This window comes from Collinsella aerofaciens (assembly GCF_039752775.1).
GTDB classification, from domain to species: Bacteria; Actinomycetota; Coriobacteriia; order Coriobacteriales; family Coriobacteriaceae; genus Collinsella; species Collinsella aerofaciens_R.
Genome location: NZ_JBDMGT010000024.1, coordinates 24,356 through 37,706 on the forward strand (window position 1 = coordinate 24,356; position 13,351 = coordinate 37,706).

23 protein-coding genes are annotated in these 13,351 nt (G+C 68.3%); all 23 read right to left on the minus strand.

The annotated features are described in order from the left end of the window. Positions 1 to 25: 25 nt before the first annotated feature. Complete coding sequence (locus ABHR63_RS07345) at positions 26 to 1,492, minus strand: phage portal protein (protein ID WP_346964638.1); 1,467 nt, start codon at positions 1,490 to 1,492, stop codon at positions 26 to 28. Positions 1,493 to 1,539: 47 nt separating this feature from the next. Further along, a complete protein-coding gene (locus tag ABHR63_RS07350) occupies positions 1,540 to 2,823 on the minus strand; it encodes a PBSX family phage terminase large subunit (RefSeq protein WP_346964637.1) in 1,284 nt (427 codons plus the stop codon). Continuing rightward, on the minus strand, positions 2,807 to 3,238 hold the full coding sequence (locus ABHR63_RS07355; RefSeq protein ID WP_117765325.1) for a hypothetical protein: 432 nt from the start codon (positions 3,236 to 3,238) through the stop codon (positions 2,807 to 2,809). Before ABHR63_RS07355 ends, ABHR63_RS07350 begins: the two co-directional genes overlap by 17 nt. 29 nt (positions 3,239 to 3,267) lie before the next feature. After that, a complete protein-coding gene (locus ABHR63_RS07360; protein ID WP_346965936.1) occupies positions 3,268 to 4,050 on the minus strand; it encodes a hypothetical protein in 783 nt (260 codons plus the stop codon). Positions 4,051 to 4,153: 103 nt separating this feature from the next. Continuing rightward, positions 4,154 to 4,288, minus strand: a complete 135-nt coding sequence (locus ABHR63_RS07365; protein WP_264297873.1) for a hypothetical protein — start codon at positions 4,286 to 4,288, stop codon at positions 4,154 to 4,156. After that, entirely contained in the window at positions 4,285 to 4,506 is a 222-nt protein-coding gene (locus ABHR63_RS07370; protein WP_346964635.1) for a hypothetical protein, read from the minus strand. The genes ABHR63_RS07365 and ABHR63_RS07370 overlap by 4 nt, the downstream gene beginning before the upstream one ends. Then, on the minus strand, positions 4,503 to 4,688 hold the full coding sequence (locus ABHR63_RS07375; protein ID WP_346964634.1) for a hypothetical protein: 186 nt from the start codon (positions 4,686 to 4,688) through the stop codon (positions 4,503 to 4,505). The genes ABHR63_RS07370 and ABHR63_RS07375 overlap by 4 nt, the downstream gene beginning before the upstream one ends. A gap of 2 nt (positions 4,689 to 4,690) precedes the next feature. Continuing rightward, positions 4,691 to 5,242 carry a hypothetical protein gene (locus ABHR63_RS07380; protein ID WP_346964633.1) on the minus strand — a complete coding sequence of 184 codons (552 nt, stop codon included), beginning with the start codon at positions 5,240 to 5,242 and terminating at the stop codon, positions 4,691 to 4,693. Further along, positions 5,200 to 5,391: a hypothetical protein gene (locus ABHR63_RS07385; protein ID WP_346964632.1), complete on the minus strand. Its 192-nt coding sequence runs from the start codon at positions 5,389 to 5,391 to the stop codon at positions 5,200 to 5,202. The genes ABHR63_RS07380 and ABHR63_RS07385 overlap by 43 nt, the downstream gene beginning before the upstream one ends. Continuing rightward, positions 5,388 to 5,597, minus strand: a complete 210-nt coding sequence (locus ABHR63_RS07390) for a DUF3110 domain-containing protein (RefSeq protein ID WP_346964631.1) — start codon at positions 5,595 to 5,597, stop codon at positions 5,388 to 5,390. Before ABHR63_RS07390 ends, ABHR63_RS07385 begins: the two co-directional genes overlap by 4 nt. Further along, the gene (locus tag ABHR63_RS07395) at positions 5,594 to 5,863 is read right to left on the minus strand and encodes a hypothetical protein (protein ID WP_346964630.1); all 270 of its coding nucleotides are present in this window, start codon (positions 5,861 to 5,863) and stop codon (positions 5,594 to 5,596) included. The genes ABHR63_RS07390 and ABHR63_RS07395 overlap by 4 nt, the downstream gene beginning before the upstream one ends. Continuing rightward, positions 5,854 to 6,249 (minus strand): hypothetical protein, encoded by a 396-nt coding sequence (locus tag ABHR63_RS07400; RefSeq protein ID WP_118349165.1) that lies wholly within the window; start codon positions 6,247 to 6,249, stop codon positions 5,854 to 5,856. Before ABHR63_RS07400 ends, ABHR63_RS07395 begins: the two co-directional genes overlap by 10 nt. Beyond that, on the minus strand, positions 6,236 to 6,964 hold the full coding sequence (locus ABHR63_RS07405) for an ATP-binding protein (protein ID WP_152067353.1): 729 nt from the start codon (positions 6,962 to 6,964) through the stop codon (positions 6,236 to 6,238). Before ABHR63_RS07405 ends, ABHR63_RS07400 begins: the two co-directional genes overlap by 14 nt. Continuing rightward, positions 6,948 to 7,661, minus strand: a complete 714-nt coding sequence (locus ABHR63_RS07410; RefSeq protein WP_346964629.1) for a conserved phage C-terminal domain-containing protein — start codon at positions 7,659 to 7,661, stop codon at positions 6,948 to 6,950. Before ABHR63_RS07410 ends, ABHR63_RS07405 begins: the two co-directional genes overlap by 17 nt. Positions 7,662 to 7,680: 19 nt before the next feature. Then, on the minus strand, positions 7,681 to 8,235 hold the full coding sequence (locus ABHR63_RS07415; RefSeq protein WP_346964628.1) for a single-stranded DNA-binding protein: 555 nt from the start codon (positions 8,233 to 8,235) through the stop codon (positions 7,681 to 7,683). After that, positions 8,232 to 8,585, minus strand: a complete 354-nt coding sequence (locus ABHR63_RS07420) for a hypothetical protein (RefSeq protein WP_117637860.1) — start codon at positions 8,583 to 8,585, stop codon at positions 8,232 to 8,234. Before ABHR63_RS07420 ends, ABHR63_RS07415 begins: the two co-directional genes overlap by 4 nt. After that, on the minus strand, positions 8,586 to 9,158 hold the full coding sequence (locus tag ABHR63_RS07425; RefSeq protein ID WP_229071509.1) for an ERF family protein: 573 nt from the start codon (positions 9,156 to 9,158) through the stop codon (positions 8,586 to 8,588). It lies immediately after the preceding gene. A gap of 1 nt (position 9,159) precedes the next feature. After that, positions 9,160 to 10,170, minus strand: coding sequence for a DUF1351 domain-containing protein (locus ABHR63_RS07430; protein ID WP_346964627.1), 1,011 nt, complete (start codon positions 10,168 to 10,170; stop codon positions 9,160 to 9,162). Further along, positions 10,171 to 11,454: a ParB N-terminal domain-containing protein gene (locus ABHR63_RS07435; protein WP_346964626.1), complete on the minus strand. Its 1,284-nt coding sequence runs from the start codon at positions 11,452 to 11,454 to the stop codon at positions 10,171 to 10,173. Beyond that, positions 11,442 to 11,738 (minus strand): hypothetical protein, encoded by a 297-nt coding sequence (locus ABHR63_RS07440; protein ID WP_117765307.1) that lies wholly within the window; start codon positions 11,736 to 11,738, stop codon positions 11,442 to 11,444. The genes ABHR63_RS07435 and ABHR63_RS07440 overlap by 13 nt, the downstream gene beginning before the upstream one ends. A gap of 42 nt (positions 11,739 to 11,780) precedes the next feature. Next, positions 11,781 to 12,338 (minus strand): hypothetical protein, encoded by a 558-nt coding sequence (locus tag ABHR63_RS07445; protein ID WP_117765305.1) that lies wholly within the window; start codon positions 12,336 to 12,338, stop codon positions 11,781 to 11,783. Continuing rightward, a complete protein-coding gene (locus tag ABHR63_RS07450; RefSeq protein ID WP_158551309.1) occupies positions 12,335 to 12,700 on the minus strand; it encodes a RusA family crossover junction endodeoxyribonuclease in 366 nt (121 codons plus the stop codon). Before ABHR63_RS07450 ends, ABHR63_RS07445 begins: the two co-directional genes overlap by 4 nt. Further along, positions 12,697 to 13,095: a hypothetical protein gene (locus tag ABHR63_RS07455; RefSeq protein WP_158551308.1), complete on the minus strand. Its 399-nt coding sequence runs from the start codon at positions 13,093 to 13,095 to the stop codon at positions 12,697 to 12,699. The genes ABHR63_RS07450 and ABHR63_RS07455 overlap by 4 nt, the downstream gene beginning before the upstream one ends. Between the last annotated feature and the right edge of the window lie 256 nt (positions 13,096 to 13,351).

The following is a 13,351-nucleotide window of genomic DNA, read 5'->3' on the forward strand; positions in this document are numbered from 1 at the left end:
TGCTCTATGTAGTCCGGCCCCAGCATCAGGCGAGCCCGTCGCCCAGCATGTCGAACGCGCCGCCCTGCTGCTCGGGCACGTTGGCCTTGGCCTCGTTGCTAGTCTCGCCGTAGAAGCGGCGGCGGTACTCCCACGGGGCCATGATGCCCGCGCCGACCTCGCTCATGGCCATCTCGCGCGCGCTCTGCGTGTCGCTGATGATGGAGTCGTCGAAGTCCACGGTGACGTCGCCGTAGGGCACGGCCTCGCCCTTGATGCTGCGGCACGCGTCGGCCATGCCGTTCACGAGGCGCACGATGGACTTGCGCAGGGCGTTCTCGTGCCGGTGGATGGATCGCATCAGCTGCGAGTTGTCGGCCGCCACCTCCTTGGCGGTCTTCAGGCCCGTGTGCGACTCCCAGGAGAAGTAGCCGTTGCCGAAGCCGCACGCCACCGACAGCAGGCGCAGGCCCGTGTTGATGGCGCTGGCGTTCTCGTCGGCCTTGAGGTCGCTCTGAACGGTCTGAATCTTGGCCGACCCCTCGTCGCCGGGGTTCATGCTGAAGATGGTGTCGTCGGCCTCGCCGAAGGCGTAGTAGGTCTTCGTGAGGCTGCCGTCCGGCCCCTTGTCGGTCTTGGACTCTATGAGGGTCTTGTCCACGAACGTGCGCGGGCGGCCCACGCGAATGTGGTCGAGCAGGGAGGTGGCGGCCTCGTCGACCACCTTCATGGCCCCCACGGCGTTGCAGTACACGCTCGCGCCCATCGCGCAGTAGTCGTAGAAGCGGTTTGACACGGCGGGGCGCACCAGCGCGAAAAGCGGGCGGGTGCAGCGCGTGTCCATGTCGGCGCTGATGCCCTCGACCGCCACCTGCTTGTGCGTCTTGGTGTCGAACAGCTGCGTGAGGATGTGGTAGGTGCCGCCCTTGAGCACGTGGGCCTGGCACTGGTCGTAGTCGCGCCCGGCGACCTCCACGCGGCCCACGAACGCGCACTGCGTGCAGTCGTCGGCGCTCCACGTGAGCGGGACTATCTGCGTGGCGTCGTAGCGCACGATGCGCAGCTCGGCGTCGGGCGTGTAGGCGCTGTCGGTCACGCCTCGCGGCTCGATGACCCACGCGCCCGTGCCCATGGCGAACGCGCGGGCTATGAAGTCGGCGTTGTCCATGGCGAACGATGTGGGCGCGTCGCCGTCCTCTGTCGGCTGCGGCGCGGCCTGGCCGTCCTCGTGCCCCTCGTCGCCGACGCCGCCCGTCGCCTTGGGGTTGGCGAAGTAGCGCGCCATCCAGGCGCGGCGCTCGTCGCTCGTGCTGGAGATGATCGTGCTCTCGTTCATGAGCAGACTGGCCCACTCGTCGGCCACGAGCGCCGCCGGGTGCAGGCTGGCGCGCTCGCGCTTGTACACGCGGAAGCCGCGCCGCTCGCTGTAGTGGTACCAGCCGTTGTTCGCCGCGAACCAGCCGAACCAGACGCCCACCATGCCCTGCATGCGGGTGTCCGGCTGGTATCCCATGCGGCGCAGCCACGCCTCGGCGTAGCCCGTGTTGCCTCGCTTCTCCATCAGAGGTTGCTCCTTATCCACAGTCCTGCGGCGTAGCCCGCCGCGTCTATCGCGTCGTCGTTCACCTTCGGCAGTGTCTCGGTTATGTCGCCCTGCCCGTTCGACACGTACTCGAACTCGGGGAACTCCTTGGCGGCGAGCGGGCAGCGGTCGGGGTCGATGACTATGCGCGTAAGGTTCTGCATCCACCTGATGCGGCTCTTGGGTGCGTTCAGGCCCTGCTTGAGCGACTTCTGCGCGCCGATGCCCTGCTCCTGGTAGTAGAGGATCATGCCGCGCGCCGCGCTGTCGCACCACACGTCGGCGGCGGGGTCCTCGGCCGCCTGCAGCTTGGCCGCCACTAGCTCGGCGGTCTTGACGTCGATGGCCTCGGTTCCCTGGCGGCTCTCCTCGTCCAGCAGGTACAGCACGCGCTCGTTCTCGTCGTAGCCCGCCTCCATGAACACCCAGGGGTGCACGCTGCCCGCGTCCACGCCGAACGAGCGCAGGGCGATGGACGCGCGCTCCTCCGCGGTGATGGGGCGTATGTCCAGCAGTTCGTCGGGGAACACCTCGGAGCCCGTGCCGATGACCTCGCCGAGCCATTGCCAGCGGTAGGAGTCGGGCGTCTTGCGGTGGCTGCGCTCGGCCTCCGCCAGCGCCGCGGCGCTTATCCACTCGGGGTGCTCGTCTATGACGTCCAGGTACGTGGTGTGGCATATGAAGCGCCCGTCCTCGCCCGGGTGGGCCTCCAGGTCGCGCGCCTCCTTGTTCACCCAGTTGCGAGCCGAGCGGGGAGGGTTGTAGCTGTAGAACACCCAGAACATGTCGCCGCCGCGCAGGAACGTGGCCAGCACGCTGCGCACCTCGTCCATGCCGTCGAACTCGTCTACCTCCTCGAACCACACCACGGCGCAGTAGCCGGTGCGGAACTTCGCGGACTTCAGCTTCTTCGGCTTGTCGCATCCCACAAAGCGTATGACCTGCCCGGTGGGGCGGTACGTCACCTCCATGGGGGACAGGCCGAAGTCGAACAGGTGCGCCACGCCCAGCACGTCGCACGCCCAGCCTATCTGCTCGTACACGGACGTGCGCAGCGTGTTGCCGACCTTGCGCAGCACGACGGCGTTGGCCTCCGGGTTGAGCATGATCAGCAGCACGATGGCGATGGATATGAACGACGACTTGGTGGAGTTGCGCCCGCCCTTGAACCAGTAGTGCGTGAACTCGTGCGCCTTGATGGAGCGCCACACGCCGGCGAACACGGAGGCCACGACGTCCGAGAGCCTAACCGAGGTCGTCAACGATGGTCACCCCCGCCTCCGCCATGGCGGCCTTCGCGCCGTCCACGCCGAACATGTCGTTGAGCAGCTTCACGCTCTCGGTTATGGCCAGGCGCGCGTCGCCGTTGATGCTGCCCTCGGCCGCCTGGCGGCGGAAGATGGGCAGCGCGCCGTCCAGCACCTCGAACAGCGGGGCGGCCGCGTCCTGCAGCTCCCAGCGGCAGTCCTTGGCGGCCGCGTCGCGGATTTCCTGGATTCTGTGCGCGATTCGTGGGTCGCGCATCAGCTTGGAGGCGGCGCAGCTTATCGAGTTGTAGTTCATGCGCTTGCAGTCGTAGGCCGCGCGGTACGCGTCCTGCTGCTTGGCGCGGGGCTTGGCCATCTCGCGGGCGAACGCCTCCTGCTTCGCCGTGAGCGGCTTGTCCTTCTTGGGCACCTGCGGCCTCCTTCCTGATTAGTTTCGCGCTAGCCAAGCGACGCGATCACATCGCGCTCGCGCGGCGAAAGCGCGAAACGCTCTGCGGCTGCACGCTCTGCGGCTGCACGCTCTGCGGCTGCACGCTCTGCGGCTGCACGCTCTGCGGCTGCACGCTCTGATATGAGGTAGCCGCTGCCGTATATCGCCTTGTTCTGCACGCGCTGCGCGTCGAGCGCCCTCGTGAAGCTGCACTCCTGCGGCCCCACGCGGAAGTCGATGCCGTACTTGGAGTAGCGTGCCAGCATGGGCGCGGTCAGCACCTCGTCCGGGTACTCGTACTTCGGCAGCGCCTTGGCCTTCTCGCGGCGCAGGCGCTCTATCGCGGCATCCAGCTCGGAGCGCAGGTCGGGCGCGCTGCGAGCCTGGGCGGGGTCGAGGTTGGTCACGAACGACGTGTTGACGCTCGCGCCGTTGGCGTACGTCACGCCGACGCCCGTCACGACCTTGCAGCAGTTGCGGATGCCCATGCACGTCAGGGTGGGGGCGAACAGGAAGAAGCCCACGCCGCGCTCCTGGTAGTGCTTGACGATCTTGCTCAGGATGGAGAACGGCGGGTTGTCCACCACCGTGCAGCCCTGCGGGTACTCCTCGCGCTCGTAGTCGCCGCCCGGATAGAACGGGCGCGCCACCTTCGCCAGGTCGAACCCGTACTCCCGGTGCGCCCACCGCAGCACGCAGTCGTACACCTCGGGCGGGGTGTAGCAGTCGTCCGTCGTCCTCTTCGGCTCGAACTTTGCCGTGAACTCCTCGTATGTCTCGCCTCTCGCCATGCGTCTCCTATCTCTCGGCCCATATGGTCGCAAGCGTGTCGCCGGGCACGGAAAAGGCCGCCCCGAAGGACGGCCCTCTGCCTGTTTCCGTATTCGGTTGCCCCTATCCGCACGCCGCCACGGCCATGGCCATGAGCCCGAGCGCCAGCGCCCTTATGGCGTAGATGGCCGCCGCGTCTATGGCGATTGCCGCCGCTATGAACAGCAGGCACCCCCAGTTGCATCCCGGGCGGTTCATCGCTCCTCCCACTCGACGGTGACGTCGCCGTACTCGGCCTTGAGCCATTCCAGGTAGTCGGCCTCCTCGCAGAAGCTGGCCAGCAGCCGCTTGCTGGTAGTGCAGCTGCTCATGCGGCTCGTCTCATACACGGCGATGAAGAAGGGCCACGAGTGGAACTCCATCTCCGTGTGGATGGCCCGCTCGGGCGTGCCGAAAAGGTGCTCCCAGTTCGTCATCGCGCCCCCTCCTTCGCGCTCGGCCCGACCTTGCGGTAGGTGAAGTCCTCGAACAGGTGACCGCACCAGCGGCAGCGGTCGCCGCCCTTGGGCAGGTGGTGCCAGGTCTCGCGCGTGCCGCACTTCGGGCAGCGCACCTCGATACTGGGTCGGCGCTTCGGCTTCTCGGTCTGCTGCTCCATGGCTACTCCACCGCCATCCGCATGGCCGGCTTCATGGCCTCGCGCAGGCTCTTGGCCAGCTTCTCGGCCGTTACCTCGGCCTTCACCTCCACGTTCACGTCGGGCATCGCGAAACCGTGCGCCTCTTCGGCCTTGAGGCAAGGCATGGCGGCGTCCTGGGCCGCGCCCTTGAGCGTCGGTGACGCTGTCACCCTCGGCTCGCAGCGCCCCAGCCACAGCTCGCACTCGTCCAGCTTCGTGAGCGCCAGGGCGCGCTCGCGGCTCGCCTCGTAGGCCGTCTCGATGCCCTTGCGCAGGTTCTGCACGGCCGTCTCTTCGGTTCCGGCGTCCAGCTTTTCGCGCAGTCGGGCGTTCTCGAACCTCAGGTTGCGAGCCTCGCGGCGCGGCACTGCTACCGTATGGCTTTGCTGCTCGCCCCAGCAGTCCTCGCACAGCGGCGCGTCTACGCCCATGTTGTCCTGCCCCAGGGCGTCGATATCGCGCCCGCAGGTATCGCAGATGATTCCCATGGCTACTCCCTTCCTTCCGGCTTCACCGCGCCTGCGAGGAACCACGCCCGCAGGCTCTCGGCGCACTCCGGACACAAGGCCCTTGCCTCGCCGTCGATTCGCGCGCTGTTCCTCAGCACCATCTTGGCGTAACCCGCCAGGGTCGCCGGCACCTCCTTGCCGCAGCGTTCGCATGCGCACATGTACAGCCTCATGCCTGCTCGCCTCCCTTCGGCAGAGCGTCGGCGATTCGGTCCCAGTCGGTGGCCGACTTCTCGCTGGGGTACTCGTAGGCCCCCACGCACGGCACCGGCAGCACCGCCATGCCGTCGTGCTCGCCTGCGTACTCGTCTGCGTCCGATCTGCTCTCGAACGCCAGCACCACGTCGCTCTCCGTGGCCACCGCGTAGATCTTCTTCATCGTTTCGTCTCCTCTTCGAACTCGAAGCACTCGCATGCCTCGCTTGTCTCGTCTACCGCTTCCACGTCGGGGCCGCCGCCCGTCATGGCGTCGCAGGCGCACACGGCCTCGCCGCCAGCGCCCTGCACGCGGCCGCAGAAGCGGCACTCCCGGCACGTGCGGCCCTCCCACGGGTCGGGCCGGTTCCACGGTGCCCTGGGGTCGGACTCGAAGCACCCGGGCGGGAGGTTCCACCCGCTTGAAGGCTCGTACCCGCTCACATGCACCGCCTGCCCCTCGGCAGCCGCCCCCAGCCGTCCATGGCCAGGGCATCCGCGTACTTGGTCGGTTCCGGCAGCAGCAGGTACTCCCAGTGCCCCGAGCCCGGCGGGGCGGGGCGGTTGAACCTCTGCTCGGCCCTGACCCAGCGGAAGTGCAGCCGGTTGGCGTGCGCCAGCCCGTGGCAGCCGCTGCCGTTGCCGCTGCCGCACAGCATCACCGTGGGCTTGGGAACCTCGCGCCCGTCGCGGAACAGCTTGCCCGCCCCGCGCCTCACGATGTGGTGGCGGTTGAGCGGCCACGGCGCGCCGCACACGGCGCACCTGGGCGTCTCGATGCTCGGCCCCTCCATGAGGGGGCGCAGGATCTCGGGCAGCGTGTCAACGTTTGCCATTCGATAGCCTCCTGTCCTTGCCTTGCAGCTCGTACTTGTCGCACATCTCCGACAGGCGGCTCACGATGGCCACCGCCGTCTCCTCGTCGCCGTTCTTGGCCAGGCGGCGTATGAGGTCGCTCTTGCCGTACTGCGTGGTCACGACCACGGGCCTCATGTTCTCGTACCTGTCGTTCACGACGCGGAACACCTGCCCCAGTGTCCAGTCGGTGGGGGACTCCTTGCCCAGGTCGTCCAGCACCAGGCACCCCACGCGGGAGAGTCTGGACAGCACGCCGTCCTCGGTGCCGTCGCCGCCGTAGGTGCCCTTGATGGCGGCCAGCACGCCCAGCATGTCGGTCACCCTCACGCTGGTGCCGCCGTCCACCAGGAGCCGCGCCACGGCGCTCGCCAGGTGGGTCTTGCCGGTTCCCACGGGGCCGCAGATGTACGCCCCGCGCCCTTGCTCAACCTTCGCGGCAATGCCCTCGGCCATGGGGGAGGCGGCTGTCATGAAGCGGGGCTTGATTCCGGCCCGCTCGTAGGCCCGGCGGCGTTTGGCTGCGGCCTCCTCGGCCTTGGCCCTGGCCTCAAGGCGCGAACGCTCGTCGCGCTCCGCCACGGCACCCGGGCAGCCGCACGGCTTCCAGCCGCAGAAGGTGCGGCGGCCAGCCAGCACCACGTAGCGGACCTCCAGCTGCGCCCCGCAGTGGGGGCACTCAGTCGTACTCGGCATAGCCGTCGGCCTCCTTCCGGGTCCTCGGGCCGCGGTTCACGTAGTCCTCGAACTTCGGCGAGAACAGCGTGGAGGGCCGCAGGTACTTGGCCATCTTCGGGTCGCCCGCCCACTCGGCTGCCATCGTGTCGATGACGGCCAGGAAGTCGGGGAGGCGGTAGCCCTCGGCCCAGCGGGCGTGTATCAGCCTGCGGGTCTTGGCGCTGCTTGAGCGGTAGCGGGTGCCGGCTGCCTCGTTGAGCGCATGCACGATTTCGTCAAAGGGGATTAAGGGGTTATCTATATACTCAACCTCAACCTCAACCTCTGCATTGCCGCAACTCGATGCGCCTGCATGTGCATCCGCATATGCATCCGCATCTGCTTGCGCATGTGCGACTGCATCTGTATCCGCACATGCTCCCGCATGTGCTTGCGCATCGGCTTGCGCCCGTGCCGCCGCATCGTCCACCGCGTCTTCCTTCCCCGGCCTGTTGCCCCAGCGGGCGTTGGCCGCCTTCCTTGCGCGCTCGCTCTTCTCGTCGCCCATGTCGAGCCTGCCCTTGAGCACCAGGAAGGTAGGCAGCCACGCGGGGCTGCCCTGCGGCTCCTTGCCCGTGAACCGGTACTCGACGATGGCGTAGATGAACGGCGCGCGCTGCTTCTCGGGCATGGCCTGCGCGGCCGCCCAGAAGTCGTCGTGTATAACCATGCCCATAGTGTCGCCGTCGCCTTCCCTAAAACGGGATATCCTCGTCGTACAGATCGGGCATGGCCTGCTGCTGCGGCGCGGGCTGCTGTGGCGCGTACGCCTGCTGAGTGGCCGGCTGCGGCGCGTAGGCGTGCTGCTGCGGCGCAGGTGCCGGGGCGGGGCGTCCCTGGCCGTACGTGCGGGCCTGCGGCGCTTGCGGGGCCGCCTGGGGCGCGTACTGCTGCGGCGCGTAGCCCTGCTGCTGTTGCTGGCCGCTCATGAACTCCAGCTCGTCCACTACGACCTCCAGCGCGCTGCGCTTCTGGCCGGTCTGCTGGTCGTTCCAGCTGCGGTAGCGCAGCTTGCCCTCGATGGCCACCTTGCTGCCTTTGGCGAGGTACTGCGCCAGCTTCTCGCCGCGGGTGCCGAACAGCGTGCAGTCCACGAAGTTCGGGTAGTCCTCCCACTGCCCGGTCTGCTGGTTCTTGCGGCGGTCGTTGACGGCCACGCCCATGGACAGCACGGACATGCCGCCAGACGTGGAGCGCAGCACGGGGTCGCGGGTCAGGTTGCCGGATATGCACACGCGGTTGATGCTCATAGATACCCTCCTTGGGTTACGTCCCCGCTGTTCCAGATGCGGGTGATCTGCGCGTCTACCATGCGGATACGCAACTTGATTACGTTGATGGCCTCCTGCGAGGCCTTGTAGATGGCCTCGGAGCAGTCGCGGCGGCGCTTGGCCTCCGCTATCTGCTCCTGGCCCCGGCACACGTCGCCGATGATGGTGACGGGCGTGCCCTTCTGGCGCTCGTTCAGGATGGCGATGCGCAGGGCCTTGCGGTACTCGGCCTCGTTCTCGGCGTACTGGCAGCCCGACTCCTTGCAGGTCTTCAGCTCGGCCTCCAGCCTGTCGGTCAGCTCGTCCAGCTCCTCGGTGAGCGCCTGCATCTACTCCACCTGCCAGTCGGGGCGCGGGCAGCACGGGCTGTTGGCCACGAACTCCATGTACTGCGGCATGCTGGCGAACTGGTAGCGCGCCCCGCAGCTGCGGCAGTGGGCCGTGAAGGGGCCGTCTGCGGGCGGCTGCTTCTCCTCGGGCGCGGGCTGCTCCTCCATGGCGTCGGGATCGCTCTGCCCGTCGATGGCGAACGCGCCGCACAGCGCGTACTTGCGGGCGTAGCTCGACGCCATGCCGGTCACCTGGGCGTCGTCCGAGCCCTTCTTGTGCTCGTCCTCGCGGGCGTAGGCGCTCACCTGCAGCAGGCCCTCGCCGCCCTCGGCGGGGAACACGCACGCCGTGGACTTCACGTAGTAGCGGTCGCCTATCTGCACCAGCTCGTCGGTCATGAAGAACGCCAGGCCCTCCTTGGCGCACGGCTCCTTCAGCGCGGCCACTATGTCCTCGTAGCTGCGGTAGCTGAACTTGCCGAAAGCGTTGTACTTGGCCTTGGGCACCACCACGGCGCGCTGCACGCGGGCAACGGCCGCCATGAGGTCGATGGGCTGCTGTTCCTGGGTCATGCTAGTAGCCTCCGTTCATTCGCTCGTAAACCTGGCCCACCGTGCCGTGCATGATGGTGCCCACGACGCCCTGCGCCTTGAGGGCCGCCGCGACGCCCTGCATCTGCTCGCGCGTGGCGCACGGCACCACGACCGTCCACGGGTCGCCCGCCATGGCCACGGGTGCCGGTGCGGGCGGCGCTGGCGGCACCGGGGCGGGCATGGGCGCGGGCTGCGGCTCGGGCATCTGCTCAAGCGGCTGCGGGAACTCTGCGGGCTGGCATTCCGAGGGCTCGGGCACCGCTTCGGGTTCGGGTTCGGGCTCTTCCACGGGTTCCGGCTCCATGGCCGCCTTCAGCTCGGCGATGCGCCGGCGCTCCTCGTCGGCCTTGTGCGCCGCCGTTATGGCCGCGCCCAGGTCCAGGGTGGCGAACAGCTCGCGCTCGGCCTCGTCGTAGAACGGCTCGCCCTGGAACTGCGCCTTGAGGGTTTCCCAGTCCTGGGCCAGGCGCTCCACCTTGGCCTCCAGGGCCTTGAATGCCTTCACCTCGCCGAAGGTCTTGTTGGTCCACTGCTTCTCGTGGAAACGCTCATAGGGCACGACGGGGGCCAGCAGCCCGGCGAACTCCTCGTAGTGCTCCCGCAGCTTGGCGTACGCGCGCAGCTGGCGCTCCTCCTCGGCCTCGTCCAGCTGCGCCTTGATGCCGTCGGCGGCCTGCTTCGCGATGCCCGCCACGGCCTTGCACCTGTCCTCGAACGCGGCCAGGGGCTTCGTGTACTCGCGGCTCACGGCCTTGCGGCGCTCGTCTATCTCCTTGGCGATGCCGTTGAGGTAGGCGCGGTCGCGCTTGGCGGCCTTCACGTTCTCGTCCTTGCCCATGTCGTAGGTCGCGCCCTCGTAGTCGGCCACCAGCCTGCGCACGTGCGCCTCCAGGGCGTCGAAGTTGGCCTCGATCACGGCGGGGGAGTACGCCACGGTCAGCTCTGACGCCTCCTCGGGCTCGATGATCTCGGCCTCGACTGCTTCGCTCATTTACTCCTCGCTTCCCAGGCGCGCCATGCACGCCTCGTAGGTTTCCGTCTCGGCCGCGTTCGGCTCGTAGCCGTCGGCCTTCATGGCCTCGTAGATGATGGTCACGCTCTCGACCGTCGCTCGGTTGAAGTACACGGAGCTGCCGCCTTCCATGAGGCTCCAGGCCGTCCAGCCGCTCATGCTCCACGCTGCCCGCCAGCCCATGGCCACGGCCAGCTCGGTGGGCGTGCGGTCGATGGGTCGGCCCAGCAGCTCCTCGAACGATTCCACGGCCTCGGCCTCCATGGCGAACGCGGCCAGCGCCAGAGCCGTGCGGCGCATCGACTTGAGGTCGCCCGCGTGGGCGGCAAGCCACTCGCGGCGGGCCTTCGCGCCGTCCTCGTAGGCGGCCTGGAAGTCGGCCTTGCGCTGGGCTGCGGCCTGTGCGGCCTCGTCGGCCCCCTCGGCCACCGGCGCCAGCAGGGTCACGCCGAACGGCGTCTCCTCGGCCAGAAGCCCCGCGCCCGCGTTGTCGGCCACGTAGGCGTCCAGCGCCGCCAGGTCGGGGCGGTAGTCGGAAAACGTGCGGCATGCGGCGAAGCCCTCGGGGCATTCGTCGACGAACTCGACGCCCGCGTCGGCAAGCACCGCCACCACCTCGGCGCGGTTGCGCCTCTGCTCGGCCTTGGCCTTCAGGCCGGCGTACACGCGCTGCCAGTCGGACTGCTTGCAGTCGCGCAGCTCGGCCACGGCATCGTCGTCGCCCTCGAACTCGGCGATGGCCGCCAGGCGGTCGAGCGTCATGTCGTAGGCGGCGTCCTGCACCCTGCGGGCGGCGCGGCGCGCCTTGGCCACGGTGCCCGCGTCGGTGCGGGCGGCCACGGCCACCTCCTCGTCGGGAATGTCGAGCGCCAGCATGGTCTGCACGCCGCGCGACTTCTCCTCGGCGGTCAGCCCCAGCTTGGCGTCGGTCTCCACCATGGCCTTGGCGGCCTCCACGCGCGCCAGCTCGGCGTCGTCCAGGTCGTCGTAGACCTCGGCGAGGAAACGCTCGGTGCCGATGGCCCTCATGGCGCGCACGCGGCACTCGCCGTCGATGATCCAGTAGATGCCGCCCTCCTTGTACAGGATGGGCTTCATGACGGGCTGGCCGGGGTTGAGGCGGTTGGCCTTGAACTGCGCGGCCAGGCCCGCGATGTGCTCGGCGCTCTCCCTGGTGGTGAAGTCGCGCGGGTTCATCGGCTCGCCGTCGGCGCGCTCGTAGGGGTACACGTCGCAGATCGCGACCTCCTCTAGCGATTGCATGCGCGGGCCTCCTCGTCTACGACCACGCGGCACTCCATGCCCACCAGGCGGGCGCGGCACGCCACGCGGGCCACCTCGCCCATGAGCGCGATGCGCTTGGTGGGCACGGGGCCGTTCTTGATTTGCGCGGCCATGCAGGCGGCCCCCATGTTGAACGCCTGGCGCATGGCGGCGTCGAAGCCGCCGTCGCCCGGCTCGGGCACGGGGACGGCGCGCTCGATGCGCTTCAGGATGCTGTCCACCGTCTTGTCCGCGACGGTCTTGCTGATGATTTCCGTGAGCATTTGGGTCTCCTAACTGGGAAAACTAAAAGTGATAAAAACTTTTCAGGATTTCGGAACTTTTTTCTCTATGCGCTCCTTGCGCTTCTGCGCCGCCTTGACCCTGCGGTACAGGTAACGGCACAGCCACCGCTCCATGGCCTCGTCGTGCGCCTCTGCTGCCTTGTCGGCGGCGTAGCGGCTCATGCCCGAGGTGTCCGGGGCCTGCGGCATGGGGTCGGCGCGGCTCTCTCGGCCGCACTCGGTGCGCTCGTAGGTGCGGCGCTCCTCTGCGGTCAGCCTCGGCAGCAGCTCGGCTATGCGGGCCTCTATGGCCTCAAGCTGCTGCTGGCGTCTGCACGGTTCGCAGATGCCGTCCTTGCCGAGGGTCGCCCTGCGGCACCCGCACGACGGGCACAGCTCCAGGCGGTGGCGGTAGCAGCGCAGGGACACGTGGCCGCCGCTGGCGTTGATCACGCGCCGCGCGTTATCCAACTGGTTCTTGGACAGCCGCAGCTCGCGGCGAATCTCGCGGGCGGGCACCTTTCCCGCCAGCTCGGCTATGCGGTCGAGGTCGGCCTTGCGCCACGCCCTGTGCGGCCTGCCCTTGTCTCGGCGGGTCACTCGTCGCTCACCTCCACGACCACGCGGGGGCGCGCCCTGTCGGTGAGCACCCTGTCGGGGCACTGCTCCACGTACTTGCGGGAGTCGTCCTTGATTACGCCCGCCGCCACCAGGCCGTCGAGCACGAACTTGCGCGCGAAGCCCACGTTGTCGGCGTCGCGGCGCATGTCGGGCTCGTAGAACGTGGTGCGCACGGTCACCCGGCGCTCGAAGCGCGGCGCGCGCTGCTGCATGGCCGCCGCCCTCACGCGCGCCGTCTCGCGCTTCTTCATGGCCGCCGCCTTGTAGCGGTTGGCGCGCTCGGCGCTGATGTAGTCGTTCAGGCTCGGCATTCGGCCCTCGACCGTGACGGTGCACCTCATTGCGCGCCCCTGTCGTAGATGCCCTGCGCCTCGGTTAGCGTGGAGGCGGCGAAAACGGCTGGGCCCACGATGGCCTCCCACGTGCCCACCAGGTCCACGGAGTCCACCGGCGTGCGGCGGAAGCTCACGGCGGCCAGCATGGAGGGGCGCTGCAGCACCATGTAGCGGGACAGCACGCTCCACAGGTTGTGGTCGCGCTTGAACTCGCTGGCCTCGCTCACGGTCATGCCGTTCTGGCACGCCAGGGTGTACACGTTGTCGCGCTGGATGACGTGGCCCTCCAGCATCAGGCGGTAGCAGATGCGGCGCAGCTTCGCCCATGTATCGGGGTTCGAGGCAACCCAGCCGCACGCCTTGGCCACGAGGGCCTGGGCCTTGGCGTCTACCTCGGCCATACTGTTGCCTCCAGCGCCCATGTGGCGGCGATGCACGCGCAGACGAACAGGGCGGCGAAAACGGCCTGCAGCCTCTCGCGGCGCTGCTCGGGTGTTACACTGGTCTCGGTTCGGAAGTGAACCGTTGCGGTGCGCGTCTTTCGCTTGCCGGCTGCGACGCGCACCCCCTTTCCCTTGATCTTTAATATGAGAAAGCCATTGTCAATAGGCGTGTTTGTTCGAGCCCGGTTTTAAACCGGGCTTTTTCGTTTCCCGT

Bases quoted from the DNA above. Each gene is read 5' to 3' on its own strand.
- ABHR63_RS07345 (WP_346964638.1), bottom strand. From the start codon at position 1,492: ATGGGATACCAGCCGGACACCCGCATGCAGGGCATGGTGGGCGTCTGG.
- ABHR63_RS07360 (WP_346965936.1), bottom strand. From the start codon at position 4,050: ATGGCGAGAGGCGAGACATACGAGGAGTTCACGGCAAAGTTCGAGCCG.
- ABHR63_RS07365 (WP_264297873.1), bottom strand. From the start codon at position 4,288: ATGAACCGCCCGGGATGCAACTGGGGGTGCCTGCTGTTCATAGCGGCG.
- ABHR63_RS07370 (WP_346964635.1), bottom strand. From the start codon at position 4,506: ATGACGAACTGGGAGCACCTTTTCGGCACGCCCGAGCGGGCCATCCAC.
- ABHR63_RS07375 (WP_346964634.1), bottom strand. From the start codon at position 4,688: ATGGAGCAGCAGACCGAGAAGCCGAAGCGCCGACCCAGTATCGAGGTG.
- ABHR63_RS07385 (WP_346964632.1), bottom strand. From the start codon at position 5,391: ATGAGGCTGTACATGTGCGCATGCGAACGCTGCGGCAAGGAGGTGCCG.
- ABHR63_RS07390 (WP_346964631.1), bottom strand. From the start codon at position 5,597: ATGAAGAAGATCTACGCGGTGGCCACGGAGAGCGACGTGGTGCTGGCG.
- ABHR63_RS07400 (WP_118349165.1), bottom strand. From the start codon at position 6,249: ATGGCAAACGTTGACACGCTGCCCGAGATCCTGCGCCCCCTCATGGAG.
- ABHR63_RS07405 (WP_152067353.1), bottom strand. From the start codon at position 6,964: ATGCCGAGTACGACTGAGTGCCCCCACTGCGGGGCGCAGCTGGAGGTC.
- ABHR63_RS07410 (WP_346964629.1), bottom strand. From the start codon at position 7,661: ATGGGCATGGTTATACACGACGACTTCTGGGCGGCCGCGCAGGCCATG.
- ABHR63_RS07415 (WP_346964628.1), bottom strand. From the start codon at position 8,235: ATGAGCATCAACCGCGTGTGCATATCCGGCAACCTGACCCGCGACCCC.
- ABHR63_RS07420 (WP_117637860.1), bottom strand. From the start codon at position 8,585: ATGCAGGCGCTCACCGAGGAGCTGGACGAGCTGACCGACAGGCTGGAG.
- ABHR63_RS07425 (WP_229071509.1), bottom strand. From the start codon at position 9,158: ATGACCCAGGAACAGCAGCCCATCGACCTCATGGCGGCCGTTGCCCGC.
- ABHR63_RS07430 (WP_346964627.1), bottom strand. From the start codon at position 10,170: ATGAGCGAAGCAGTCGAGGCCGAGATCATCGAGCCCGAGGAGGCGTCA.
- ABHR63_RS07435 (WP_346964626.1), bottom strand. From the start codon at position 11,454: ATGCAATCGCTAGAGGAGGTCGCGATCTGCGACGTGTACCCCTACGAG.
- ABHR63_RS07440 (WP_117765307.1), bottom strand. From the start codon at position 11,738: ATGCTCACGGAAATCATCAGCAAGACCGTCGCGGACAAGACGGTGGAC.
- ABHR63_RS07450 (WP_158551309.1), bottom strand. From the start codon at position 12,700: ATGAGGTGCACCGTCACGGTCGAGGGCCGAATGCCGAGCCTGAACGAC.
- ABHR63_RS07455 (WP_158551308.1), bottom strand. From the start codon at position 13,095: ATGGCCGAGGTAGACGCCAAGGCCCAGGCCCTCGTGGCCAAGGCGTGC.